The organism is Hymenobacter psychrotolerans DSM 18569 (assembly GCF_900142395.1).
In the GTDB taxonomy this organism is placed as follows: domain Bacteria; phylum Bacteroidota; class Bacteroidia; order Cytophagales; family Hymenobacteraceae; genus Hymenobacter; species Hymenobacter psychrotolerans.
Map to the genome: position 1 here is coordinate 80,577 of NZ_FRAS01000016.1, position 23,568 is coordinate 104,144.

A 23,568-nucleotide genomic window follows, 5' to 3' on the forward strand; every position below is an offset into this window, starting at 1 on the left:
GAGTTTCAAACGGTACAGTGGCGCTAAGAACAGCAACGTACCGTTTCACCATCTTACTCACTCATCTTATGTCAAGTAACCTGCTCGCGGGCAAAGTCGGTATCATTTCCGGCGCGCTGAACGAAGAATCCATTGCCTGGAAAGTGGCCCTGAAGGCACACGCCGAAGGTGCCCGCATTGTGCTCACCAATGCCCCGCTGGCCATGCGCATGGGCGAAATCAACAAGCTCGCCGAGCAGTGCAACGCGCCTATCATCCCGGCCGATGCTACTTCTATGGAAGACCTCGAAAAGCTGTTCAGCGGTGCGCAGGAGCACTTTGGCGGCAAGCTGGATTTCGTGCTGCACAGCATTGGCATGAGCGCCAATATCCGCAAGGGCAAGCACTACGGCGAGCTGAACTACGAGTGGTACCAGAAGACGCTGGATGTGTCGGCGCTGTCGTTCCACAAGATGCTGGCCGTGGCTGAAAAGCAGGACGCTTTCAATGAGTGGGGTTCAGCCGTAGCACTGTCGTACATTGCCGCGCAGCGCGCTTTCCTCGACTACACCGATATGTCGCAGGCCAAAGCAGTGCTCGAAAGCATTGCCCGCAGCTACGGCCAGCGCCTCGGCAAGCTCAAGAAAGTGCGCGTGAACACCATTTCCCAGTCGCCGACCAAAACCACGGCCGGTACCGGTATCAGCGGCTTCGATGCCTTCTACGAGTACGCCAACCGCCTCTCGCCGCTGGGCAACGCTCCGGCTGAAGCCTGCGCCGACTACTGCATCAGCCTGTTCTCGGACCTGACGCGCTACGTGACCATGCAGAACCTCATGCATGACGGCGGCTTCAGCACCACCGGCATTTCGGAAGAAATAGTGGAGCTGATAACGAAAGCCAATTCGTAGGGTGTAGCAGCATGCTGCTTTGAGGAGCCCGGCCGACAGGTCGGGCTTCTTTCGTTTTACTGGTAACGAGCCTTGCCGATATGGCTGAGCCGACGCATGGCAACGTTCCCGGCAACGTTTGCGCGGAAATAGGACTGTGTGAGTGCCGCCAAGAGCCAATTTTGCAGTATTATGTCCGTTGTAAGCTCCAGCCCCCCCACCCATTTTGCATGAAATTTAGCCTCGATAAGGCCCTCTGGGGGCTGCTGATGCTCATTCTGCTGGCTTTTGTGCCGGCACCGCCCACCAACATCACCGTCTACCTCATCGGCGACTCGACCCTGTCGGTGAAGGAGCGCCGTTACTATCCGGAGACGGGGTGGGGGATGCCGTTTCCGGTGTTTTTCGATGAAACCGTAACTGTAGACAACCGCGCCCAGAACGGCCGCAGCACCCGCACGTTCATTGCCGAAAACCGCTGGCAGCCCGTGGCCGCGGCCCTGAAGCCCGGGGACTATGTGCTGATTCAGTTCGGACATAACGACGAGGTGCCCACCAAGCGCAGCTACACGCCCGAAGCCGACTACAAGGCGAATCTGGTGCGCTTCATCACCGAAACCCGCTCCAAAAAAGCCACGCCCGTGCTTCTGACGCCGGTAGCACACCGCAAATTCGACGCGGCCGGCAAGGTGGAGGGCACGCACACCATGTATTCGGGGATTGTGCGCACGGTGGCGCAGGAACAGGGCGGGTCGCTCATCGACCTGACCAGACCAGCCAGGCGCTGCTGCAGGAGTTCGGGGTGGAAAACCCGAAGCTGCTCTTCAACCAGCTGGCTCCGGGCGAGCATCCTAACTACCCCGCCGGCCGCGACGACAACACGCACTTCCCGGAACTGGGCGCCCGCAGGATGGCGCAGCTCATGCTGGCCGATATCCGCCGGCTGAAGCTGGAGCTGGCCGACCGGATTGTGCGGCAGGAAGTGAAGAAAACCGTGGACCCGCAGGCCCGCTAATACTGTTGCTGATGAGAAACCTATTGCTTCTGCTGGCGTTGTGCTGGCTCACGCTGGGCCGGGCACTTGGGGCCGCGCCGGCCTACGATTTTGTGGTGGCCCAGGACGGCAGCGGACAGTTCCGGACGGTGCAGGAAGCCTTTAACGCCGTGCCCGATTTCCGAAAAAAAGTCACGACCATTTTCATCAAAAAGGGCGTGTACAAGGAGAAGCTGATTCTGGCCGGCTCCAAGCACTTCGTGAAAATAGTGGGCGAGGACCGCGAGAAAACCATCCTCACCTACGACGACTACAACCAGAAAAAGAACATTTTCGGGGAAGACAAGGGCACTTCCGGCTCGGCCAGCTGCTACATCTACGGCCCCGATTTCACGGCCGAAAACCTGACGTTTCAGAACTCTTCCGGGCCGGTGGGGCAGGCCGTAGCCATGTGGGTAGCCGGCGACAAGGCGCGGTTTAAGAACTGCCGCTTCCTGGGCTTTCAGGATACGCTCTACACCTACGGCTACGGCAGCCGCCAGTACTACCAGGACTGCTACATCGAGGGCACCGTGGATTTTATCTTCGGCAGCAGCACGGCGTGGTTTGAGGGCTGCACCATTTTCGGCAAAACCAGCGGCTTCGTGACGGCCGCCTCCACGCCCGACAGTACGCGGTATGGCTACGTATTCAACCGGTGCAAAATCACCGGCGACGCGCCAGCGGGCAGCTTTTACCTCGGCCGGCCCTGGCGGCCCTACGCCAAAACGGTGTTTCTAGACTGTGAGCTGGGCAAGCAGATCCGGCCCGAAGGCTGGGACCACTGGGACAAGGAAAGCAACAAGCAAACCGCCCGCTACGCCGAATACCAGAGCCGCGGCCCCGGTGCGGCTCCCACGAAGCGGGTAGCGTGGGCGAAGCAGCTCACGGAAGCCGAAGCCCGGCAGTACACGCTGCCCAACGTGCTGCGCGGCTGGGACCCTACCAAAGACTAGCCTCCTGTATTCATGCTTGATGCCCAGCTTACCCATGAAGTCCACCGTACTGAGTTTGTTACTTTCACTGTTTGCATTGGCGGCCTACGCCCGGCCAGGCACCGAGCTTGTGGTGGCGCAGGACGGCAGCGGGCAATTCCGCACGGTGCAGGAAGCCATTGATGCCGTGCCCAACCAGTCGCCGACGCGCACCGTCATTCGCATTCGGAAGGGTGTGTACAAGGAAAAGCTGGTGGTGCCGGTGCTGAAGGTGCGCGTCTCGCTTATCGGCGAAGACCGGGACCAGACCATTCTCACCTTCGACGACCACAGCGGCAAAGGCGCCATCAATACCTACACCTCTCATTCGGTTCTGATTCAGGGCGCCGACTTCACGGCGGAGAACCTGACGTTTCAGAATACCGCCGGGCGCACAGCCGGGCAGGCCGTGGCGCTGCACGTAGAGGCCGACCGGTGCACCTTCCGCAACTGCCGCATCCTCGGCGACCAGGACACGCTGTTTCTGGCCACGGCCCACAGCCGCCAATATTTCCAGAGCTGCCACATCGAAGGCACCACCGACTTTATCTTCGGGGCCAGCACGGCCGTTTTCGACCAGTGCACCATCGTCAGCAAGAAAAACTCGCACATTACGGCTGCCTCTACGCCACAGGAGCAGCCCTACGGCTTTGTGTTTCTGGATTGCCGGCTGGAAGCAGACGCCACGCAAGCCACCAACGTGTCGCTGGGACGGCCGTGGCGGCCGTATGGCAGCGCGGTGTACGTGCGCACCTGGATGGGCCCGCACATCCGGCCCGAAGGCTGGGACAACTGGAAGAACGCCGAAAACGAGAAAACCGCTCGCTACGCCGAGTACCGCTCCACCGGCCCCGGCGCGGCCCCGGATAAGCGGGTGAAATGGGCCCGGCAGCTCACCGGCAAAGAAGCAAAGCAGTACACGCTCAAGCACATCTTCGGCAGCCAGCAACCCTGGAACCCGGGCAGATAGCGCCACGAAACGCTGGCTTATTCCGGTTTCGCCAGTTCCTGCTCAAACGCGGCTACCAGCGGCTCCAACGCTGCGCGGTTGGCTTCTGCGCGCTGGTCTTTCAGGAGGGCCCGTAATTGCTCGGGTGTGGCGTGGGCCGCCAGGTACTCCAGCAAAGCCCCGCCCACGGCGTACAGCTGCCCTTCGTCGGCTGCTTCGGGGTGCTCCCAGAGGCGCCACACGTCGGCGCGGCCCTGCGCAAGCTGCCGGGCGCGCTGCAACCGGTTGGCGCCGGTCTGGTCCAGATACACGGCAATACCCTCGTTAATCAGCTTGGTTCGCTGGGTCGGCTGCAGGCTGTGCTGCACCAGCACGTGCGCCAGCTCGTGGCCCCGGGTCTGGTTCTGGCGGGCATTCACCAGCATGGCTTCCGGCACCGCAAAGCCCAGCTCCCGCTGCAGAACCGGCTTGGCATCGGCCTTGTTGTTCCAGACGTAGAAGTCGATTTTTTTGGAAAGCGAAGCCGGAAACTTCTGGCTGATGGCCTGATACGCCTGCTCCCGCTCAGCGGCGTACCGGGCCAGATCCGGCACCTGCTCCGGCGACTGAAAGTGCAGCCGCAGATGCGCCGTTTCCACCACTCTCCAGCCCGCATAAAACGGCAGCAGCTGGTAGCCCTGCAGGCGGCGCTGGGCATACTTAGTGGCGTTCTGGGTGTTGTTGAGGGCCACGCACTCTTCCAGCGCCGCCTGCGCCTTGGCCGGCTGGTCGGTGAAATAATAGGAGGTGCCCAGATAGCCCAGGCTCCAGACTTTCACGCCATCGGAGCCAGCCGGAACCTGACGGCTTTTTTCCAGGTGCGGAATGGCCTCCGGGTAGCGGTTCTGGTCAGCGTAGGCGCGGCCCACGAACATGTGTAGTATGGGCTGCTGGTCGTTTTTACGCAATGAAGCCTCTCCCTGCGCAATGAGCTGATCCAGCTGGCCGCTCACGTAGAGCCTGCCGGCTTCTTCGGACGTTTGCGCCCGGGCGGCGGGCAGATAGATTAGGCCCGCCAACAGGCTCAGCATCATTCCATACAGTTTTGGGCGGCGGAAAATACGTCGGGTTTGCATGGCGGCAACTAACGCAGAATCCAGGAAGTTACCTAGTACTCTGTGAGCTGCTGCCGGTTGTATTCGCGGGCGGCACCGGTGGCTACCGGCAAAAGCCGGAAAATAACCTTCCGCAGAGCGGTTCGTTGATACAGGCTCTCACCCACGGCGCCACCCACGTCGCCCATTCGTACCTCTATGCAAGCTCAACATTCCCTCGAAGACGTTCTGAATACGCTGCAAAAGAAACTCTCCTTTTTCCAGAACCTGGTGCTGGTAGCCGCCGCCGATGGGGCCCTGGACAAGCAGGAAAGCGAGTTTCTGCTGCAGATTGGGGCCCGCCTCGGCCTTACTTCCGAGCAAGTGCTGCCCATTGCCGACAACCTGAGCGTGCTCAGCTTCATTGTGCCCGCCGATGGCCTGCAGCGCACCCTGGAACTGCAGACGCTGGTGCAGATGATGCTGCAGGACGGCCAGATTGACCCGCGCGAGTACGGCCTGTGCCTGGAATACGCCCACCGCATCGGCTATGGCAAGGACATCCTCGATGATATGGTGAGCCAGCTGGCGGGCGGCAAGCCCATCGGCAATCCTACGCCACCGACTGCCAGCTAAGTTCAATCAGCTACAACTAGAACGGGGCACCCACTGGGTGCCCCGTTCTAGTTGTAGCTGATGACGTAGTGCCGCCGCCAGCCCCTGAGGCAGAGCTGCACTTGGCAGGAGCAGCCATTGCGGTAGGCTTACGGAATCAGCCGGTCGGTGCGCAGCTGCCGGAACAGGTCGAAAAAGGAGTCCTCGGTGGACTGGTAGGCCAGAAAACCACGCTTGCGGCTGTTGGTCATGTCGGTCATCACCTCGATGGGGCGGCCCAGGTCCAGGTCGGTGTGCCAGGGGGAGGCGAGGCGGCTGAGGTCGGCTTCCTGCAGGTTATGGCGCTCGGCTATTTCGCGCCACACGGCACCGTCAGTGGCCAGCTCGGCTTCCAGCGGGTGCACGGTGCCATCGAAGCCCACCGCTTCTACCCCGAACCATGCCGCCAGTCGCGGCCACAGCCAGCTCCAGCGGAATATGTCGCCGTTCACGATGTTGAAGGCCTCGTTGCGGGCGGTTTCGGTGGTGGCGGCCCAGCGCAGCTGCTTCGCAATAATGCGGGCGTCCGTCACATCGGAGAGGCCATTCCACTGGGCTTCGGAGCCGGGCCAGCGGAATAGACGGCCGGTTTCCTTGCAGATGCTGGCGTACACGGCCAGCGTGGTGCCCAGGTTCATAAGGTTGCCCACGGCCTTCCCAATGATGGTGTGCGGGCGGTGGATGCTCCACGTAAACCCGTCGCGGGCCGCAGCGGCGTACACCTCGTCTTCCTGAGCGTAGTAGAAGTTGTCAAGGGGCAGGCGGGGCTGCTCTTCGCGCAGCGGGGTGGGCGGAGCCACGCCCCCGCTCACGTAGGCCTCAAACGGCCCCAGATAGTGTTTGAGGCCCGTTACCAGCGCCACATGTTGCACCGTCTGTTGGGGCGCCAGCGCATCCAGCAGGTTGCGCACCATCACGCTGTTTACGCGTATGTTTTCGGCTTCGGTATCCTGCCGCATCCAGCTGGTGATGAATACGTGGGTGGGTGCCAGGCCGGCCAGGGCAGCTTGCAGGCTGGCGGGGTCGAGCAGGTCGGCGGCGACGGGGTGCAGGCCGGGCACGTCATCGGGGCGGGGTGTGCGGGCCAGGCCGTAGGTGGTCCAGTTGTGGGCCAGCAGCTCGCGGGCCAGGTTGCTACCGATGATGCCGGTAGCACCTACTACAAGGGCAATATTGCGCATAGGTTGGGGTTCGAAAGTGCATAAATGCCGCTTCTGGTACGGCACAAGCTGTTACAACAGCTGAACCTCCGGTTTGTCTTGCCCTTATGTCTGGCGTTAAGCCAGCACGATGCGCTTGGGTGCCATTTCGACGGCGTAGTCCTGGATTACCTGCCGCAGAATCTCCATGTCGCGGGGGCACTGCTCGGCAAACGCCTGCCAGTTGGTCAGCGTCAGTTGCTCCGGCATTTCCACTATGGCTACGATAGAATCCCAGAAGGCATCCCAACTGGGGCCGTACCAGTCTTCAAACCCTAGCTTTTCCTTAAACAGCTGGTGTATGGCCGCTTTGCTGGTGATGCCGGTCAGGTCGAGGGTCATGGGTGGAAATCTGCTTTTGAGGTATCTGCCCAGCCAAATGAGCCAATAGAACTGCGCAGGCAAAAAGCTCTAATAAGTAACAGTATAGTTCTGAGTGGTGCCCGCCGGAATGAATAAAGAATCTGTGCTGAAAGTCTGGACTCCGTTTTTGGTTTTGTAGCTACGGACAAGTATGGGCTGGTCACCGGAAATCGGCATTGGATTCGCAGTCGGTAAACCGTTCCAAGAAATGCCTGCGCCGCCTCCCTGAATATTACGGTTGAAGACACTGTTAAAGCCATAGCAGCTATTAAAACTGGAAGTAAATTGTCCTCTGTCAGCAATTAGCTGGTCTTGATTTGTAATAATTAAGTTGACGTAAGCCTTACGTGGGATTACAAAATTATCAAGGTGAAATGCCGTGTCGCGTTTCACATCATACAGGCCGACGCTAGGTTCTCCGATGGTGTAATAGCGGTTGTTGTCAACAGAGTAGAAAATCTGGAAATAACCGTCTAGTAATTCGTTGTCATTGACATAAAAACTAAGAGTATAGTTGCCATCATCATCGGTTTTGCAGTATGCTTTGCCTTTAGCACTTACAGATAAACCATAGATGTTCATCCATTTTGCCACGACGTTGGCTCCCGGGATTGGCTGTTGACCATTCGCTGTTACTAGGCGGCCCGTCACTGTAGTACAGGAATTTTGGCAGACTTCCTCTGATTCCTGCTTCTCACAGGCTGTTGAGCTTAGTACCAACGCCACCAGACAGAATCGAACACAATTTTTCATACCATACAGGTTTCAGTGAGGAGAAGACATCCTCTTGCGGAAGATAAGAAACCTTGGTCGTGCCGCCGTATCATTTACCCCATTCTTATGGCGTAGGGGGAAAGGAAATTGCTTCTGTAAAATCAGATTATATAAACACCGTTATATATTTAAACCTCGGCAACAGGCGCTGTGCCGATAAGCCAGTAGTTGTTAGTTTATTCATTTCAATATCCCCATAGCGGTGCTGTTAGCCCAAGATACGGACGTTAAGCCCTTTGCTGCCCAGCGGTTTCGGTTCAATTGGAAAACCGGGGCGTGGCTGCTTGCCTTGTTCAGCATTGCCCGGTTTGCGCTGGTACTCCACGCCAACGTAACGCGGAGCTACCAGGTCGTGGCGCTCATCTTCGTGGCCATGATAGTGCTGCCATTTCTAGTGCTGAAGCGGGCGGGGCGCCGGAAAATAGGGCTGGTATGGCCCAGGCGTTGGGGCAGCGTACTACTAGGCGGCACTTCGGGCGTCCTGAGTTGTACTGCGCTGTTTTATCTCACCACCTCCTTCTTTGGACTGGGCGAGAGAAACAGTTTGGCGTATATCTCGCGCACCTACGGCAACATTGCGCAGGTACTGACTGACCAGAACCGGCTGACATATTTCCTGATTTTCACGATTCCCAGTCTGCTGTTCAGCCCCATCGGCGAAGAAATATTCTACCGGGGCTTGGTGCACGAATGCTTCGCGGGCAGCTTGGGAAACCGCAAGGCCACGCTAATAGATAGCGCTGCGTTTGCCTTGGTTCATGTGGCGCATTTCGGCCTCATTTATGCCGGGCCGGGGGCGGGGTGGCGCTTTTTGGCCGGTCCGGCGCTGCTATGGGTGGCGTTTCTGTTTGGTGCCTGTCTGCTGTTTTCCGTGGCGCGCCGGAAAAGCGGCTCCGTGTGGGGCGCCGTAGCGGCTCACGCGCTGTTCAACCTGACCATGAACTACTTCATCTTCTACCATCTCCTCTGAGCCGAGGCGGCAGCGCTGCCTTATGCCGCCGTGTCACCCACCTCGTCCCCGTCATCTACCATCACCTTCGCCAGCTTCTCGATGTTGAGGCTGCGGGCCGAGGCGTCGAATATTTCGCGGTAGGTGCCGCGCAGGTCGTAGAGCTGCTCGTGGGTGCCGCTTTCCACCATGCGGCCCTGCTTCATTACATATATACAGTCGGAATCCACAATCTGGGCGAGGCTGTGCGAGATGATGACTACGGTGCGGCCTTTTTTGATGGCGTCGAGCGAGTTCTTGATTTGCTCGGTGGCAATGGCGTCGAGGGAGGCGGTGGGCTCGTCGAGGAAGATGATGGGCGGGTTTTTGAGGAACAGCCGGGCAATGGCAATGCGCTGCTGCTGCCCGCCGGAAAGCTGCTGCGCGTCGGAGTCGTAGCCTTTCGGCAGCTCCATAATCTGCTCGTGCAGGTAGGCCTGCTTGGCCGCGGCTTTTATCTGGTCCAGGGTGGCGTCCATCACGCCGTAGCGTATATTTTCCTCAATGGTGCCCTTGAAAATGTGGTTTTTCTGCAGCACCAGCCCGATTTGCTGGCGTAGGGCGTGGGTATCGTAGTCGGCCAGGGGCTTGCCGTCGAGGAGCATTTTGCCATGGTCGGGGGCGTAGAACTTGCAGAGCAGGTTGATGATGGTGCTTTTGCCGGCCCCGCTCAGGCCCACCATCGCCGTGGTTTTGCCGGCCTCAATGGTCAGGCATACGTCGTGCAAAGCCTGGGTGCCGCTGGGGTAAGTGAAGTCCACGTTGCAGATATCGAAGGTGCCGTGTAGGTGGTCGGGCTGCAGCGTGCCGGTGGGCTCCACGGCATCTTTGGCGTCCAGAATGTCGAAGAAGCCCTCGGAGTAGGTGAGGGCGTCGTTCATCTCGTCGTAGATGCGGTGCAGCTGCCGGATAGGCGCCGACACGTTGTTGAACAGCAGAATATGGAACATGATGGCCCCGATGCTGATCTGCCGGTCGAGCACCAGGTAGGCCGTGAGGATGATGATGAGCACCACGCCAATCTGCTCGGTGAAGGTTTTGAGGCCGTCGTAGAGGAAGTTGGTTTTGCGGGTCTGGAGCTGGGCAGCCTGCAGGTTCTGCTGCACCTGCGCCTGCTTCTGCTCCTCGTAGTCTTCGCGCACAAAGCTCTTGATGACCACCGCCGAGTCGATCAGGTTTACGAGGCCCTGGCTGCGGGCCTCACGCAGGCCGCGCAACGCCCGGCGGGTGCCGTTGAGCTTGTCGGCCTGCCGGTAGCTGAGCCAGAAGTACACGGGCAGCACTGCCACCGCCACCAGCCCCACATATACGTTGGCCGTGAACATAATCACCAGAGCCACAATGGAGTTGGCGAACAGCGGCAGAATGTCGATAAAGAAGTTCTGTACCAGCTTCATCAGGCTTTCCACGCCTCTGTCAATGCGGGTCTGGAGCTTGCCGGTCTGGTTGCCGCTGTCGGAGTAGAAGCCCAGCTCGTAGCTGAGCACCTTGTGCACGGCATCCTGAATGAGCGTGCTGGACACGTTGATGCGAATTTTCTCGCCGTAGAACTTCTGCCCGAACTGAATGCCGGTGTTGATGATTTCCTTGCCCAGCAGCAGCCCCGTCACCAGCAGCAGCAAATCCATGCCCTGCGCTAGACCCAGGTTCTGGTTGAGCAGGCCCTGCACGGTATCCACGGTGTAGCGCAGCACAAACGGATTGACCTGCGCCGCCAACGAGCCCACCAGCGTGAGCAGCAGCGTGGCCAGCACCAGCCCCCGATACGGCAGCACATACGGGTACAGGCGCTTGATAATTTCCCAAAGACTCATGCGGAACCGGCTAAGTGAGCAGTAGCCGGTTAGACGAGCGGAGCAGGAGTGGGGTTATAATGGAGCGGTTGTAGAATAATCCCGTTGGTACACTTCAGCCGTAATAGTCTCATAGTGCTGAGAAAGCTCAAAGTGTACTGCCCAATCAAAGTAGGTATCAAATAAAACTAGGGAAGTGCCGCCCCCCTCTGCCGCACGATTGGCACTCAACAATGATAGGATAAACAGTTTCCAATTCTGTTGGAAACGCATTACACCTATTCCTACGCATTCATTAACGACGTCATCATGAAAATTAACGCTTAGCCAATCCACACTGATACGATTATGCTTGCCAATGAGGTTATCATCAATATATCGAAGTACCTGTGGATACAGCACCGAAAACTGTTCATTACTTAGTACTACGTCATCTCTCAGATTAACAAACCCAACTTCGCGCGTACGTAAAATGCCTATAGTGCTGAGGTTAATCGCACCATTGCCCTCTAATAGTTCAAAGCGTTCATAAATGTGGGAGTAATAATCGGCTATGGTCTTGAAGTGCATAGATAACTTGAAAATGGGTTTTAGGCAGTGAAGCAGACCAGCAAAATAGGCAATGGTCAGAGTGAAATTTTGTAATGGTTCATCTCCTGAATGCTCGTGTAAAATGGCTTCACCAGCTGGAAGAACTCCGCAAATTCTGCGCTTTTGCGGAAGCCCTGAAGGTGTCGTTCTACTGACGTCCACTCGATGCGCCAGATGAACAATTCTTGGTCTTCCTCGCAGTGCCCAAGCTCGTAGCGCAGGCAGTCCGGCGCGGCAGCAAGGAGCTGGTTGGCTTGGCGAATGGCTTCAAGGAACGCGGGCTGCTGCCCGGCGTCAATGCGGTAGCGGATGTATTCGACGGTCATGGCGGGACAGTGAAGAAGACCGCCAGGAAGGTAGTTTTTTGCTGCGAATTCGGCACCGCTACGCCACCGGAAAGCGTGTGGCTGCAACTCGGGCGCTACTTTCGGGTTCTTTCGCGTTCAAACGTCTTCCGTCACCCAGCTTCCCTCATGAATACATTCCGACTTATTGCGCTGGCCGGCTCATTGGCCGTAACAGTTCCCGTGCTGGCTCAACAGGGCACCAAGGCCGATGCCGCCACCCTGGCCAAAATCAAAGACGAAGGCCTGAACCGCTCCAAGGTGATGGAAACGGCCTTCTACCTGACCGACGTGTGCGGCCCGCGCCTGGCCGGCTCCGATGGCCTGAGCCGCGCCAACGAGTGGACCAAAAAGCAGCTCACCGACTGGGGCCTTACCAAAGCCAACATCGAGCCCTGGGGGACGTTCGGCCGCGGCTGGGACATCGAGAAGTCGTACGTGGCCATGACGGCGCCCTACTACCACACGCTCATCGGCGCGCCCAAAGCCTGGACGCCCAGCACCAATGGCGCCCTGAAAAAGCGCGTGGTAGTGGTGAAAGCCGCCACCGAAGCGGACCTGGCCAAATACCAGGGCCAGCTGCGCAACAAAATCGTGCTGTTTGATGTGCCGAATCCGCCCAAAACCACCTTTGAGGCCGATGCCCGCCGCCATTCCGACGAAGAGCTGGCGAAAATGGCCGACTACAAGCTGGCCGCACCGGCCGCCGCGGCCACGCCGGCCCCCGCCGACGCAGAGCGCATGGCGGCCCGCCGCGCTCAGTTCGCGCTGCGTGCCAAGCTCGCCGATATGGTGCAGAGTGAAGGCGCTGCCGCCATCCTGAGCACCCGCGGCGGCTCGCACGGCACCTTCTTCACCAGCAACGGCGCCCCCTTCGCCGCTGATGCCAAGCCCGTGCTACCGGAGCTGGAAATGGCTCCTGAAGACCAATTGCGCCTGATCCGTCTCGCCGAAGCGGGCGTGCCGGTGGAAATTGAGCTTGAAACCCGCACCCGCTTCCAGATCCAGGACCTGAAAGGCTACAACGTGGTGGCCGAAATTCCGGGTACCGACAAAAAGCTGAAAAGCGAAGTGGTGATGCTGGGCGGCCACCTCGACTCGTGGCACGCTGCCACCGGCGCCACCGACAACGCCGCCGGCTGCGCCATTATGATGGAGGCCGTGCGCATTCTGAAAGCCACCGGCGTGCAGCCGCGCCGCACCATCCGGATTGCGCTGTGGGGCGCCGAGGAGCAGGGCCTGTTCGGTTCGCGCAACTACGTGAAAAACCATTTCGCCGACCCCGCCACCATGAAGCTGCTGCCCGAGCACGAGAAGCTGGCGGCCTACTTCAACCTCGACAACGGAGCCGGCAAAATCCGCGGCATTTATGCGCAGGGCAACGAGGCGGTTGCGTCCATCTTCCAGGACTGGCTCAAGCCCTTCGCCGACCTGGGCGCCAGCACCGTTACGCTGCGCAACACCGGCGGCACCGACCACCTCTCGTTTGATGCCGTGGGCCTGCCGGGCTTCCAGTTCATTCAGGACCCGCTCGACTACAACACCCGCACCCACCACACCAACATGGACACCTACGAGCGGCTACCCGCCGACGACCTGAAGCAGGCTTCGGTCGTGGTGGCTTCGTTTGTGTACCAGGCCGCCATGCGTGATGCCAAGCTGCCCCGTAAGCCGCTGCCCGCCGCCAAGCCAGATACCAAAAGCTAGTAGCGCCGCCTGCTACGGTGCTGTACCGCAAGGGCCTCCCTCACACCTATTTTGGACGTGGGGGAGGCCCTTTGGCATGCAGGAGGCCATTGCTGCAGGCAACCGGGTTACTCGGGCAGTGGGTGCTGCCAGCCAAAGTGGTCCTGCAGCACCTGGCTGATTTTGGCCGAGTTGAGCGGCTTAGTGAGCAGGCCGGCCGCCGGCAGCTCCTGCAGCCGCTCCAGGTCGCGCGGGTGTACCGAAGTAGTGAGCATAATAACCACGATGGCCTGGCGCTCGGCCAGCGGCAGCTCCTGGTAGGCGGCCAGAAACCCGAAGCCGTCGAGTAGCGGCATGTTCAGGTCCAGGAAAATCAGGGCCGGGCAGTTGGGGGTGGGCTGACGGCAGTACAGCGTCAGCATTTCCAGGGCTTCCTGGCCGTTTAGCGCTACCATCACCTGGTCCGTGACGCGTAGCTTCTCGAGTAGTTTACGGTTAAGGTAGTTTGTGGTCGGGTCGTCATCGACGAGCAGAGTGCAGTGGAGCGGAGACATCTGAAGGTTCTGAAAAGGGTGGTAGAACACGCAGATCGGGCGGGCCCTGAAGGTTACTGTAGAAAGTAAACGCAAAAAGTAGTGCCGTGGCCCACTGTACTTTGCACTTCTATGCGCCCGCCGGCATTTTCCACCATTTTCTTTACCATATACAGCCCAATGCCGGAGCCCTCCACATGCGTGTGGTAGCGCCGAAACATCGTAAACAGGCCCTGCTCCCGGGTCAGGTCCATGCCCAGACCATTATCCTGGATTTCCAGAATCTGGTAGCCGGCTTCCACGCGGCTCCGGATCCGCACCAGCGGTGGCCGGTCGGGGTGATGGAATTTGAGGGCGTTGCTGAGCAGGTTGTAAATCACGGAGCGCAGGTTCTTCTCCGAGAACAGAACCGTTGGCGTGGCCTGCACATCAACCAGCAGGCGGCCCCGCGTTTGCTGAAGCAGCGGCGCCAGGTCGAGGCGCACATCCTCGATAATGGAGGGCAGGGCCACTGGGGCGTTGGGCTGGCCGTGCTCTTTCTGCAGCTTGCTTACATCGGTGAGGTGGTCGATGGTTTTCTTGAACCGCTCCACCGAGTCGTTCATCAGCTCCAGAATATAGGGCACTTCGCCCGCCTCGCTCTGCTGCGGCGGCAGCTCATCCTGCAGCGTATGCAGCAGCCCTTCGATGTTGGTGATGGGCGCTTTCAGGTCGTGGGAGGCAGTATAGATGAAGTTGTCGAGGTCTATGTTGGTGCGCTGCAGCTGCTCGTTGGATTCGCGCAACTCCTTGTTCAGGGCCTGTGCTTCGTCGCGGGCGGTGCGAAGCTTTTCGGTGAGGCGCTGCAGGGCCATTTCGGCCATCTTTTGCTCGTGCACGTCGATGACCGTACCCACCAGCCCCTCAAACTCGCCGCTGCTGCCAAAGCGCGGCAGCCCGGAGTCGATGGCCCAGCGGTATACGCCGTCGTGGCGCCGGAGCCGGTAGAGGGAGCTGAACGCTACGCGCCGGGCATTGGCGTCCAGAAACGAGCTGCCCACTGCCGGCGCATCTTCTGGATGTACTGCCTGCACCCACCCCAGGCCCAAGGCTTCGGCCTCCGTCTGGCCCGTGAAGGCATACCACTGGTGGTTGAGGTAGGTGCACTGCCCGTCCACGTCCGTCACCCAGAGCATAGCCGGGGCATTGTTGGCTATTTGCCGGAACGAGCTTTCCCGCTCTTCCACCACGCGCCGGGCCAGCACCTGGTTCGTAACGTCGTGCGCGAAGCTCATCACCCCGTCAATAGTGCCTTGCGCGTTACGCCGGGGCTGGTACGTGAACGTCCAGTAGATGTCTTCCGGCGGGGCGCCCTCGTGGCGGGACAGGCGCAGCGGCAGCTCCTGCTCTACCAGGGTTTCGCCGGTCCGGTACACGTGCCGCAGCATGTCCGGAATAGGGGAAGCTGCCAGCTCGGGCAAGGCTTCCAGCAACGGCCTGTTCAGTAGCTCGCGCCCCGGAAAAATGGCCTGATACGCCGGGTTCACCAGCTGAAACATCAGGTTTTCGCCTTCCATGATAACAATGGGAGCCGGTGCCTGCATAAACAGGCCTTCCAGCCACTGCTGCTGCATTTCGCGGCCTGTGCGGGTCAGCACCTGCTCCGTGACGTCGTAGGCGAAGATGGAAACGCCCGCAATGTTGCCGTCTTCGCGGTACGCCTGATACGTGAAGGTGAAGTACACTTCCTTGTCGGGCTGCCCATCGGGCTGCGCTATTGTGAGCAGCAGTTCGTTGCCGAAGAACGTTTCACCGGTTTGGTAGACGTTGTTCATCAGCCCCAGAAAGCCCTGTTCTACCGTTTCGGGCAGGGCCTTGGCCAGCGGCAGCCCTAGCAGCTGCCGCGACGGAAACAGCTGCTGATACGACGCATTCACATACTCGAACCGGTGCTCGGGGCCGCGTAGCAAGGCAATGCTGGCCGGCGTCTGCTCGAAGACTTGGTAGAACATTTCGCGCTCCTGCACCTGGCGGCGGGCCGCGTCTAGCACGGCCTGCTGGGTGCGGGCCAGCTCGTCGTGCTTGCGGAGGAGCTCCTGGTTGGAAGCCTGCAGCTCCGCGTTGATAGCCGCCAGCTCCTCGTTCAGGGCCTGTACCTGCTGGCGGGCTTCCACCTGCTCCGTTACATCAGCCACCAGGCTGTAGAAGCCCTTCACCTGCCCGTCGCGGATATCGGGCACGTAGCTGGTCTGGATGTGGCGGGCAAAACCCTCCCGGTAGGGCATGGTGGCACTGAAGTCTATCCGCTGCCCGGCCAGCGCCTGCTCAATGTAGTGCTTCACCCGCGCGTAAGCCGTTTCGCCTACTATATCGCGCACATACCGGCCGGTAAGCTCGGCTGGGGAAAGATGAAACCAGGCCTCGTAGGCGTGGTTGGCGAACTGGTAGCGGTGCTGCTGATCTACGTAGCCGATGAGCACGGGCAGCGAGTCGGTGAGCAGCCGCAGCTGCTGGGTGGCGGCCTCACTGGCCTGCCGTGCCACCACCTGGTCCGTTACCTCGAAGGCAAATACCATAACGCCATCTACCTGGCCGTGCACATCGTAGCGGGCCTGCTGAATGTAGTTGAAGTACCGGTCCTGTAGGATGCCGTCATCGGCGCGGGCCAGCGGAACCAAAAGTCCTATTTCCTCCTGCGCCTGGCCGGTCTCATAAACCTCCCGGAAAGTGTGGTAGACCCTGTGGTTTGCTATTTCGGGCAGGGCCTCCAATACGGGCCTGCCCAAGAGCTGCCGGCCCTGAAACAACTGCATGTAGGCGGGGTTCACCAGCTCGAATACCAGCGAAGGCCCACTGAGGATGGCAATAGGGGCGGGTGCCTGCATAAACAGGGCTTCCAGCCGAACCCGCTGCCGTTCGGCCTCAGCCTGGGCGTGCTGCAGCGCCTGCGTACTCCGCAGGTGTTGTTCCGGGCCTGGGTCCGTTACGTCGGTTACTGCGTGCAGAATGTGGCGTATCTGGCCCTGCTCGTCAAGTACGGGAGTGTTGCGCACCAGCCAGTAGCGCACGGCAAACCGGCCTGGCTGCTGCGGCTCGGGCACCTGGCAACGCTGGCGCGGTATACTGCGCGGCTGCCCGGCGGCCAGCACCTGCTTCAGCGAGACTTCCAGGCTTTGCTTATCATGGGCTGCCGCTGCGGCCGGAGAAACATCGGCTATATGCCGGCCCAGCAAGGCTTCGCGCGCGGTGCCGGACAAGGCCAGGTATGCGTCGGTAGCGGCTTCAATCGTCAGGTCGGGCGTGAGCAGCAGGTAGGCATCCGGAAGCGCATTGAAAACAGGCAGCAGCACCGGGAAGGTATCAGGCATAAGGAGGTGGCTGGGCCGGTTTGGGGAATCAGAATAGCTGAAAAGCAGCTACCTGTAATAGCTCTTGTATACATGTTGGAGGCAGATGCGCCTTGTAGTCTGTCGGACCCACAGCAAGCGTAGCAGTAAGTATGGCTGAGCTGCACCTAGTGCGGCGCAAGCCACGCTACATTTCCTGGCTACTCGAGTAGTACCTGCCCGAAGCCCAGCGTCTTTAGCCCAGCTTTTCCTTGAACAGCTTGAGCGTGCGGCTCCAGGCCAGTGCCGCGGCTTCGGCATTGTAGCGGGCAGGGGAGGAGTCGTTGTTGAAAGCGTGGTTTACGCCTTCGTATACGTACTGCTCGTATTTCACCCCGGCTGCTTTCAGCGCAGCCTCATAGGCATCTTTGCCGGCATTCACCCGCTCATCAAGGCCCGCGTAGTGCAGCAGCAGGTGCGCTTTCATCTTCGCGACGTCGGCGTCTTTGGGTTGGGTGCCATAGTACGCCACGGCCGCGTTCAGCTTGGGGTCGTTGAGGGCCAGTTGGTTGGCCATGGCGCCGCCCCAGCAGAAGCCCACGCAGCCGGTTTTGCCGTTGCTTTCCGGGTGCTGGCGCAGATAGGCAAGGGCCGCAAGGTAGTTGCGTAGGTTCTGCGCCATATCGAGCTTGCCGATGAGGGCCCGGCCTTCGTCCTCATTGGCAGGCGTGCCTCCCAGCGGCGACAGAGCGTCTACGCCCAGCGCTAAGTAGCCGGCTTTGGCCACACGCCGCGTCACGTCTTTTATATGCGGCGTGAGGCCCCGGTTTTCGTGAATCACGACCACTGCCCCACGCTTTTTCTTGGATTTGGGGTGAGCCAGGTAGCCTTTCATGAGCACCCCTTCGGCGCCATTCCAGGTCACTTCTTCCAGCAGCAGGTCAGCTTCCTGCTCGCCCACGGTGGCCGCCTGCGCGTAGCCCGGCTCCAGCACCGCCAGCGCCGACATAGCCAGTGCCGTACCGCCGGCCAGCCGTACCAGGCGCTCCATAAACTCCTTGCGGGTAAGGGGCGCGTGCGTGTATTCGTCAAACAGGCTGATAATGCGCTGGTCCATGCGGGGTTGGCTGAGGTGATGCAACAAGATAAGCAAGATGCGCTAAGCCGCCAGGACTTTGGGCGGGTGGCTGGCCCCGCTACTCCTGCTCGCGGTGAACGGTGTCCATCGAAAAGGCCGGTACGCAGATCGACCAGTACTCGCATTCTTCCTCAAACGGGTTGGAGTAGCGCACCCGGGCCCCGCCCTTAATCAGCAGCGACTCGCCGGGACCCAGCTCTACCACGTCGCCGTCTATCTCAAACCGCTTGCGGCCGCGCACTACAATAGTTACCTCATCAAACTCAGGATTTTGGTGCGGCTCGCTCCAGTGCGGCGGAGCTACCATGTGGGCCACGCTGTAGCCTCCGGTTTGGGTGCTGGCGTGCCCGATGTGCTCCTCAATGAGCTTGCCATCGGTGGTGGGCACCCGAAAGGGCGCCTGCTGACGGAAATAGCGCTTTTCTGACATTAGCGGGGAGTAGTGGGCGTAGATTGGTCGGGGCAGGCGCCGGGCACAAAGCTGAGCACTCCGGCATTGGTAGCGGTGCAGGCGTTGCCGTAGGTCACGTTGTTGCAGCCGCATACCGGGTCGTATTGCATGGTGCACATGGCGTCTTTCCGGATTTTGGCCGGATCGATGCAGGTCGCGGCATCGGTGGTGGGAGCGGCGGGCCGGGTGCAGGCAGCGGCCAGCACCAGCAGCAGTGGGAGAAGCTTCAGCATAAGGGAAAGCAGAGGGAGAAGGTGGCGAAATTAGGGAGCCAGGAGCATATACGGGCTGCGGCAACTCCGTTGCGAAATTTCCCCGATTAGCTATATTGTGGAAACCATTTTTTTTGAGTGGCACCAAAACCTGCGCCGCCGTGCCGCGTATTAGGCTTCAGAACGGCAAACGTACTGTGGGGCTTCGGCCCCGCCCCGGCAGCCTGCTGCACCGTAGCCTTCTGCTCCCCACCTGAATCTCATTTACCACCTTTCTCTCCCTCTACATCATGTCGTATCACGAAGAAGACAACTCCGGAAAAATTCTCCTCGCTGCTTTGGCTGGCGCTGGCGCTGGCATCATTGCCGGCCTGCTGATGGCTCCGGACAAAGGCCGCGCTACCCGCGAAAAACTCGGCAGCGCTGCTTCTAAATACAGCGGTCAGTTCGGCGAGCAGCTAGCCAAGTATGGCGAAGAGCTGGACTCCAAGTTCAAAGGCTACGTTGAAAAGCTGGAAGACATGGGCCTGACCGGCGCCGGCAGCAGCCTCAAAATGAAAGGCGACTGGAACGACGCCAAAGGCAAGCTGAAACAGCAGTATGCCCAACTCACAGACGAAGATCTGGAGTACTCAGAAGGCAAAGGCGACGAGCTGGTTGGCCGCCTGCAAAAAAAGCTTGGCAAAGCCAAAAGCGAAGTAGTGAAAATGCTCAACGACCTGTAGGCCGAGAGTTATTTTCTGAAAAAGCGCCGGCCTTCTGATGAAGGCCGGCGCTTTTTTTTTAACTAACCGGGGCTGCTGGACGTTATATCAGCATAGGCCGATATACGGCGGCCTTTCCTTTTCACTTCCTATTTCTGCGAGGTATGCAAGACACTAAAGGCAAAGTAATTCTGTCGTTGCTGGCCGGCGCTACCGCCGGTGTGGTGGCGGGCCTGCTGCTGGCCCCCGAAACCGGCGACGAAACCCGCCAGGGCCTGAAAAAGTCGGCGTCTAAGCTAAGCGGCGACCTGAACAAACTGCTCAAAGACAGCCTGGACCGATTCAGCAACACGCGCGCCAGCGGCCCAGCCGCCGCCAAGCAACAAGCCGACCGCTCCGCCGCCGACAGCCTGCTCCACTCCATTGGCCTCTCCAATGACAGCGCCGGTGATTCCGACTCCGATTATGATGGCACGGGCGGCGACGGGCGCCATTTTCCCGGCTACTCTTCGCGCAGTTAGGCAAAAAAAGCGGCCGACCTGAAACCCCGTACTCGGTCTTCCGTTAAAGAAGACATAACCGGCTTGAAAGAAGATCGGAAAAAATGCAGAAGTAAAATTGCCGGCTGCCGAGCTTCTATTGGAATTGGTCAAACAATCCGATAGTAAAATCTGGTAAGCCCATCGCACAGTTCTTCTGTACATCCCGGTCGGAATGGTAAGCCGGCTATAGTAGAAAGGAAAGCCTCCCGCACCATATTTTGCGGGAGGCTTTCTGATTTTTACTACTTTGCTAAGTCCTGATAAGGAGGCTGTTGTGATTTTTTTTCGGTAGATCCGTAACCTTCGCCAGCCAGCCCCGTTAAACCATACAGAACCAGCTTATAGAAGTTGGGATACTTTGAAAGCAAAATTGCCCGCTGTAGAGCTTCTATCAGAAATTTCAAACCTCTGGTAGCAAAATCGTACAGCAACCAGGTAAGCTTCTTTCTGGAATCCCGTTAAGACATCCATAAGTTAGTTTTCAAAAGAAAAGCCTCCTGCGACTTACGCAGGAGGCTTTTCGATTTTTAGGCAGGTCTGGCTTATGCCTCCGTTTCCGGTTTGGGCGCATTCTCCGACTTGCTGTGCTCCGGCTTCATCTGCGGGAAAAACAGCACGTCCTGAATGGAGTTGGAGTTGGTCATGATCATGCTCAGGCGGTCGATGCCAATGCCCAGGCCGGCCGTGGGCGGCATGCCGTATTCCAGGGCGCGGAGGAAGTCCTCGTCGAGCACCATGGCCTCCGTGTCGCCGCGCTTGCCCAGCTCCAGCTGCTCCTCAAAGCGGGCACGCTGGTCGATGGGGTCGTTAAGTTCGGAGAAGGCGTTGCAGATTTCCTTGCCGTTGCAAATAGCCTCGAACCGCTCCACCAGGCCCGGCTTGCTGCGGTGCTTTTTAGCCAGCGGCGACATTTCCACCGGGTAGTCGGTGATGAACGTGGGCTGAATCAGCTTGGGCTCCACATGCTCGCCGAAGATTTCGTCAATGATTTTGGCTTTGCCCATGCTTGGGTCGAGGCTCACTTTCAACTCTTTGGCAGCAGCGCGCAGCTCGTCTTCGCTCTTGCCATCAATGTTGAAGCCGGTGAAGTGCTCAATCGACTCAGCCATCGTGAAGCGCTTCCAGGGGCGCTGGAAATTGATGAGGTTTTCGCCCACCTGCACTTCCGTTTTGCCGTGCAGGGCCAGGGCCACGCGCTCCACCATTTCCTCCACCAGATCCATCATCCAGTAGTAGTCCTTATAGGCTACGTACAGCTCCATCTGCGTGAACTCCGGGTTGTGGAACCGGCTCATGCCCTCGTTGCGGAAGTCCTTGCTGAACTCGTACACGCCGTCGAAACCGCCCACAATCAGGCGCTTGAGGTACAGCTCGTTGGCGATGCGCAGGTACAGCGTCATGTCCAGCGTGTTGTGGTGCGTTTTGAACGGACGAGCCGCCGCGCCACCGTACAAGGGCTGCAGAATGGGCGTTTCCACCTCCAGGTAGCCTTTGTCGTTGAGGTAGTTGCGCATGGCCTGCACCAGCTGGGTACGCTTGATGAAGGCCTCGCGTACGTGTGGGTTTACTACCAGGTCCACGTAGCGCTGGCGGTAGCGCTGCTCCGGGTCGGTGAAGGCATCGTAGGTGATTTTCTCGCCGGTGGCTTCGTCCACCCGCTCTTTTACTACGGGCAGCGGGCGCAGGCTCTTGCTGAGCACCGTCAGGCCGGTTACGTGGATGGACGTTTCGCCCACCATCGTCTTGAACACGTGCCCTTTCACCCCGATAAAGTCGCCGAGGTCGAGTAGCTTCTTGAAGACAGTGTTGTACAGCTCCTTATCCTCGCTGGGGCAGATTTCGTCGCGGTTGATGTAAAGCTGAATGCGGCCCGAAGCATCCTGAAGCTCCGCAAACGACGCCTTGCCCTTCACCCGCACCGACATCAGGCGGCCCGCCAGGCTCACATCCTGGAAGTTATTGAGCTCAGGATGATAGTTATCGTGGATTTCCTGGGCGTAGAAGTTCACGTCAAACAGCTCGGACGGATATGGCTCAATGCCGAGCTTCTGAAGCTCTTCCAGCTTCTGGCGGCGTATGATTTCCTGTTCGCTGAGGTGCTGCATGGGGAGAGGCTTAGAAATAAGGCCCACAGAGGGCCGGAAAAGTCAAGCCACAAAAGTAGTGCGGCCCGGACACTTATTCGCATAAACCCACAAAGAGTCGGATAGTTGGCGGCGCGGCCAAGCAAAAAGCGCTGCCCCAATGGAGCAGCGCTTACGTGTATATGGAGTAGGGTCTAACTGTAAGTAGTAATAGGAGCCGTTAGGCCGCAATGCCCATCTGCGGTGCCGGAGCTTCGCCGGTGATGGTGGGCTGTACGCGGGTGCGCAGGCGGTCCTCCACAAAGCTGCGCTGCAGGTGCTTCGGCAACTCGGCCACCAACTGCTGGTAGCGCTCCAGGCCCATGGCCTTGGCCACGTAGGTTTCGTGGATACCGTTGAGGTAGCTCACGATGTTGAGCAGCGACTGATGGAAGAGCTTGAAGTCGATTTCGGCCTCAATGAAACGCTCAATTTCCCGGCTGGTCTGCGAGATGCGCAGGCGGCCCAGCAAGTCGAAGATAGTGGTGTAGCCGAGGCGCCATGTAATCTGCTGCCAGTGCGAAGCCGTCCATTTGTCGAGCACCTTGCCGGTCTTCTGGCTGCGGAGTGCCGTGTTGGGGTTGCCCTGAATCTGCTGGCGGGTGGCCGTGGCTTTGAGCTTGCGCGTGGTGCGCAGAAACTGCCCAATCTGGGCCTGCGCATCAATTTCCTTGCCGGCAATGTGCAGCCCGGCTTTATAACCAGCCAGCGGCAGCCGGTGAATGCTGAAGTCGCCGTAGGCACCGGCAGCATAGAACGAAACCGGCCGCGGATATGCGTTGCGCACTACCAGCCGGCCCACTTCACGGCGCACCAGGGAAGGATTGTTGCCGCGTACGCCAGTGGTATACAGGAAAGCCTGCAGTCCGGCCATGATGGTATGGTAGGCCTGCGGAAAAGTCCAGTGCAGCGCGTTGCGCAGATAGTCTTCGTCGCCGAGCTCGGCGGTGGAGCGCAGCGCGTACTCCGTGCTCCAGCAGGCATGCAGCAGTTTCGTTACGGCCGTGAGGTCGGTATCGGTCAGCTCGGCCTGGTGTGCCCGGAAGAAGGGGAGATGCTGCAGGCCGCCGGCTGCGTCGTCGCCTTCCTGAATGTGGTAGTTGATGGCAAAGAAGTAGTTGAGAAACACCTGCGCCGGAATAGACTTGCGCCAGGTCTCATCAGCCAGCTTCTGCTGCTCGTCCGTAACGAGCGGAATGATTGGAGTTTCCATGTCTTGCGTTGTCATATCAGTTCAACGCCGCAAGGTACTGAATGGTTCGCTGTTTGC

The 23,568-nt window shown here is 59.3% G+C and carries 23 protein-coding genes; 9 read left to right on the forward strand and 14 right to left on the reverse strand.

Annotated elements, in window-relative coordinates:
* Positions 1-68 precede the first annotated feature (68 nt).
* The 4 genes from BUE15_RS14660 to BUE15_RS14675 all read left to right on the forward strand — a co-directional run bounded on the left by BUE15_RS14660 (position 69) and on the right by BUE15_RS14675 (position 3,846).
* Positions 69-890, forward strand: coding sequence for an enoyl-ACP reductase FabI (locus tag BUE15_RS14660; protein WP_073286612.1), 822 nt, complete (start codon positions 69-71; stop codon positions 888-890).
* 209 nt (positions 891-1,099) lie between these two features.
* Positions 1,100-1,816 carry a rhamnogalacturonan acetylesterase gene (locus BUE15_RS14665; RefSeq protein ID WP_244535954.1) on the forward strand — a complete coding sequence of 239 codons (717 nt, stop codon included), beginning with the start codon at positions 1,100-1,102 and terminating at the stop codon, positions 1,814-1,816.
* A gap of 79 nt (positions 1,817-1,895) precedes the next feature.
* On the forward strand, positions 1,896-2,858 hold the full coding sequence (locus tag BUE15_RS14670; protein ID WP_073286615.1) for a pectinesterase family protein: 963 nt from the start codon (positions 1,896-1,898) through the stop codon (positions 2,856-2,858).
* Positions 2,859-2,892: 34 nt separating this feature from the next.
* Positions 2,893-3,846 (forward strand): pectinesterase family protein, encoded by a 954-nt coding sequence (locus BUE15_RS14675; protein ID WP_073286618.1) that lies wholly within the window; start codon positions 2,893-2,895, stop codon positions 3,844-3,846.
* A gap of 17 nt (positions 3,847-3,863) precedes the next feature.
* On the opposite strand, the gene BUE15_RS14680 is transcribed toward BUE15_RS14675, so the two are convergent.
* Positions 3,864-4,898 (reverse strand): tetratricopeptide repeat protein, encoded by a 1,035-nt coding sequence (locus BUE15_RS14680; RefSeq protein WP_073286621.1) that lies wholly within the window; start codon positions 4,896-4,898, stop codon positions 3,864-3,866.
* Positions 4,899-5,117: 219 nt separating this feature from the next.
* On the opposite strand from BUE15_RS14680, the gene BUE15_RS14685 reads away from it, so the two are divergent.
* Positions 5,118-5,534 (forward strand): tellurite resistance TerB family protein, encoded by a 417-nt coding sequence (locus BUE15_RS14685; protein ID WP_073286624.1) that lies wholly within the window; start codon positions 5,118-5,120, stop codon positions 5,532-5,534.
* A gap of 128 nt (positions 5,535-5,662) precedes the next feature.
* Here the strand turns inward: BUE15_RS14685 and BUE15_RS14690 are convergent, their stop codons facing one another.
* From BUE15_RS14690 to BUE15_RS21655, 3 genes are all read right to left on the reverse strand, one after another.
* On the reverse strand, positions 5,663-6,733 hold the full coding sequence (locus BUE15_RS14690) for an SDR family oxidoreductase (RefSeq protein ID WP_073286626.1): 1,071 nt from the start codon (positions 6,731-6,733) through the stop codon (positions 5,663-5,665).
* 96 nt (positions 6,734-6,829) lie between these two features.
* Entirely contained in the window at positions 6,830-7,093 is a 264-nt protein-coding gene (locus tag BUE15_RS14695; protein WP_073286629.1) for a barstar family protein, read from the reverse strand.
* A gap of 69 nt (positions 7,094-7,162) precedes the next feature.
* Positions 7,163-7,867, reverse strand: a complete 705-nt coding sequence (locus tag BUE15_RS21655; RefSeq protein WP_139252317.1) for a carboxypeptidase-like regulatory domain-containing protein — start codon at positions 7,865-7,867, stop codon at positions 7,163-7,165.
* Positions 7,868-8,090: 223 nt separating this feature from the next.
* On the opposite strand from BUE15_RS21655, the gene BUE15_RS14700 reads away from it, so the two are divergent.
* A complete protein-coding gene (locus BUE15_RS14700; RefSeq protein WP_084549076.1) occupies positions 8,091-8,858 on the forward strand; it encodes a CPBP family intramembrane glutamic endopeptidase in 768 nt (255 codons plus the stop codon).
* 20 nt (positions 8,859-8,878) lie between these two features.
* Here BUE15_RS14700 and BUE15_RS14705 read toward each other — a convergent pair whose 3' ends face one another.
* Genes BUE15_RS14705 through BUE15_RS14715 form a run of 3 tightly spaced genes read right to left on the reverse strand, consistent with a single transcriptional unit; the run spans position 8,879 to position 11,586 of the window.
* Positions 8,879-10,690, reverse strand: a complete 1,812-nt coding sequence (locus BUE15_RS14705; RefSeq protein ID WP_073286633.1) for an ABC transporter ATP-binding protein — start codon at positions 10,688-10,690, stop codon at positions 8,879-8,881.
* Positions 10,691-10,744: 54 nt separating this feature from the next.
* A complete protein-coding gene (locus tag BUE15_RS14710) occupies positions 10,745-11,239 on the reverse strand; it encodes a hypothetical protein (RefSeq protein ID WP_073286636.1) in 495 nt (164 codons plus the stop codon).
* Positions 11,240-11,295: 56 nt separating this feature from the next.
* A complete protein-coding gene (locus tag BUE15_RS14715; RefSeq protein ID WP_073286639.1) occupies positions 11,296-11,586 on the reverse strand; it encodes a putative quinol monooxygenase in 291 nt (96 codons plus the stop codon).
* A 147-nt stretch (positions 11,587-11,733) separates the two neighbouring features.
* Between BUE15_RS14715 and BUE15_RS14720 the strand changes: the two genes are divergently transcribed.
* On the forward strand, positions 11,734-13,311 hold the full coding sequence (locus BUE15_RS14720) for a M28 family metallopeptidase (RefSeq protein WP_073286642.1): 1,578 nt from the start codon (positions 11,734-11,736) through the stop codon (positions 13,309-13,311).
* Between the two features lie 107 nt (positions 13,312-13,418).
* On the opposite strand, the gene BUE15_RS14725 is transcribed toward BUE15_RS14720, so the two are convergent.
* The 5 genes from BUE15_RS14725 to BUE15_RS14745 form a co-directional block, all read right to left on the reverse strand.
* Positions 13,419-13,844 (reverse strand): response regulator, encoded by a 426-nt coding sequence (locus tag BUE15_RS14725; RefSeq protein WP_073286718.1) that lies wholly within the window; start codon positions 13,842-13,844, stop codon positions 13,419-13,421.
* A 53-nt stretch (positions 13,845-13,897) separates the two neighbouring features.
* On the reverse strand, positions 13,898-17,170 hold the full coding sequence (locus tag BUE15_RS14730) for a PAS domain-containing protein (protein WP_073286644.1): 3,273 nt from the start codon (positions 17,168-17,170) through the stop codon (positions 13,898-13,900).
* A 214-nt stretch (positions 17,171-17,384) separates the two neighbouring features.
* The gene (locus BUE15_RS14735) at positions 17,385-18,245 is read right to left on the reverse strand and encodes a dienelactone hydrolase family protein (protein WP_073286647.1); all 861 of its coding nucleotides are present in this window, start codon (positions 18,243-18,245) and stop codon (positions 17,385-17,387) included.
* Positions 18,246-18,324: 79 nt separating this feature from the next.
* Complete coding sequence (locus BUE15_RS14740) at positions 18,325-18,696, reverse strand: cupin domain-containing protein (RefSeq protein WP_073286650.1); 372 nt, start codon at positions 18,694-18,696, stop codon at positions 18,325-18,327.
* Positions 18,696-18,950 carry a Kazal-type serine protease inhibitor domain-containing protein gene (locus tag BUE15_RS14745; RefSeq protein ID WP_073286652.1) on the reverse strand — a complete coding sequence of 85 codons (255 nt, stop codon included), beginning with the start codon at positions 18,948-18,950 and terminating at the stop codon, positions 18,696-18,698. Before BUE15_RS14745 ends, BUE15_RS14740 begins: the two co-directional genes overlap by 1 nt.
* A 269-nt stretch (positions 18,951-19,219) precedes the next feature.
* On the opposite strand from BUE15_RS14745, the gene BUE15_RS22570 reads away from it, so the two are divergent.
* Together BUE15_RS22570 and BUE15_RS14755 are read left to right on the forward strand one after the other, a co-directional pair.
* A complete protein-coding gene (locus tag BUE15_RS22570) occupies positions 19,220-19,654 on the forward strand; it encodes a CsbD family protein (protein ID WP_073286655.1) in 435 nt (144 codons plus the stop codon).
* A 143-nt stretch (positions 19,655-19,797) separates the two neighbouring features.
* Complete coding sequence (locus BUE15_RS14755; RefSeq protein WP_073286658.1) at positions 19,798-20,154, forward strand: YtxH domain-containing protein; 357 nt, start codon at positions 19,798-19,800, stop codon at positions 20,152-20,154.
* 563 nt (positions 20,155-20,717) lie between these two features.
* Here the strand turns inward: BUE15_RS14755 and lysS are convergent.
* Complete coding sequence (gene lysS, locus BUE15_RS14760) at positions 20,718-22,280, reverse strand: lysine--tRNA ligase (protein ID WP_073286661.1); 1,563 nt, start codon at positions 22,278-22,280, stop codon at positions 20,718-20,720.
* Between the two features lie 199 nt (positions 22,281-22,479).
* Positions 22,480-23,511 carry a hypothetical protein gene (locus BUE15_RS14765; RefSeq protein WP_073286663.1) on the reverse strand — a complete coding sequence of 344 codons (1,032 nt, stop codon included), beginning with the start codon at positions 23,509-23,511 and terminating at the stop codon, positions 22,480-22,482.
* Positions 23,512-23,568 lie beyond the last annotated feature (57 nt).

Bases quoted from the DNA above. Each gene is read 5' to 3' on its own strand.
- BUE15_RS14740 (WP_073286650.1), bottom strand. From the start codon at position 18,696: ATGTCAGAAAAGCGCTATTTCCGTCAGCAGGCGCCCTTTCGGGTGCCC.
- BUE15_RS21655 (WP_139252317.1), bottom strand. From the start codon at position 7,867: ATGAAAAATTGTGTTCGATTCTGTCTGGTGGCGTTGGTACTAAGCTCA.
- BUE15_RS14735 (WP_073286647.1), bottom strand. From the start codon at position 18,245: ATGGACCAGCGCATTATCAGCCTGTTTGACGAATACACGCACGCGCCC.
- BUE15_RS14665 (WP_244535954.1), top strand. From the start codon at position 1,100: ATGAAATTTAGCCTCGATAAGGCCCTCTGGGGGCTGCTGATGCTCATT.
- BUE15_RS14765 (WP_073286663.1), bottom strand. From the start codon at position 23,511: ATGGAAACTCCAATCATTCCGCTCGTTACGGACGAGCAGCAGAAGCTG.
- BUE15_RS14730 (WP_073286644.1), bottom strand. From the start codon at position 17,170: ATGCCTGATACCTTCCCGGTGCTGCTGCCTGTTTTCAATGCGCTTCCG.
- BUE15_RS14705 (WP_073286633.1), bottom strand. From the start codon at position 10,690: ATGAGTCTTTGGGAAATTATCAAGCGCCTGTACCCGTATGTGCTGCCG.
- BUE15_RS14660 (WP_073286612.1), top strand. From the start codon at position 69: ATGTCAAGTAACCTGCTCGCGGGCAAAGTCGGTATCATTTCCGGCGCG.
- BUE15_RS14680 (WP_073286621.1), bottom strand. From the start codon at position 4,898: ATGATGCTGAGCCTGTTGGCGGGCCTAATCTATCTGCCCGCCGCCCGG.
- BUE15_RS14690 (WP_073286626.1), bottom strand. From the start codon at position 6,733: ATGCGCAATATTGCCCTTGTAGTAGGTGCTACCGGCATCATCGGTAGC.
- BUE15_RS14670 (WP_073286615.1), top strand. From the start codon at position 1,896: ATGAGAAACCTATTGCTTCTGCTGGCGTTGTGCTGGCTCACGCTGGGC.
- BUE15_RS14725 (WP_073286718.1), bottom strand. From the start codon at position 13,844: ATGTCTCCGCTCCACTGCACTCTGCTCGTCGATGACGACCCGACCACA.
- BUE15_RS14745 (WP_073286652.1), bottom strand. From the start codon at position 18,950: ATGCTGAAGCTTCTCCCACTGCTGCTGGTGCTGGCCGCTGCCTGCACC.
- BUE15_RS14695 (WP_073286629.1), bottom strand. From the start codon at position 7,093: ATGACCCTCGACCTGACCGGCATCACCAGCAAAGCGGCCATACACCAG.
- BUE15_RS14710 (WP_073286636.1), bottom strand. From the start codon at position 11,239: ATGCACTTCAAGACCATAGCCGATTATTACTCCCACATTTATGAACGC.
- lysS (WP_073286661.1), bottom strand. From the start codon at position 22,280: ATGCAGCACCTCAGCGAACAGGAAATCATACGCCGCCAGAAGCTGGAA.
- BUE15_RS14685 (WP_073286624.1), top strand. From the start codon at position 5,118: ATGCAAGCTCAACATTCCCTCGAAGACGTTCTGAATACGCTGCAAAAG.
- BUE15_RS14715 (WP_073286639.1), bottom strand. From the start codon at position 11,586: ATGACCGTCGAATACATCCGCTACCGCATTGACGCCGGGCAGCAGCCC.
- BUE15_RS14720 (WP_073286642.1), top strand. From the start codon at position 11,734: ATGAATACATTCCGACTTATTGCGCTGGCCGGCTCATTGGCCGTAACA.
- BUE15_RS14755 (WP_073286658.1), top strand. From the start codon at position 19,798: ATGCAAGACACTAAAGGCAAAGTAATTCTGTCGTTGCTGGCCGGCGCT.
- BUE15_RS22570 (WP_073286655.1), top strand. From the start codon at position 19,220: ATGTCGTATCACGAAGAAGACAACTCCGGAAAAATTCTCCTCGCTGCT.
- BUE15_RS14675 (WP_073286618.1), top strand. From the start codon at position 2,893: ATGAAGTCCACCGTACTGAGTTTGTTACTTTCACTGTTTGCATTGGCG.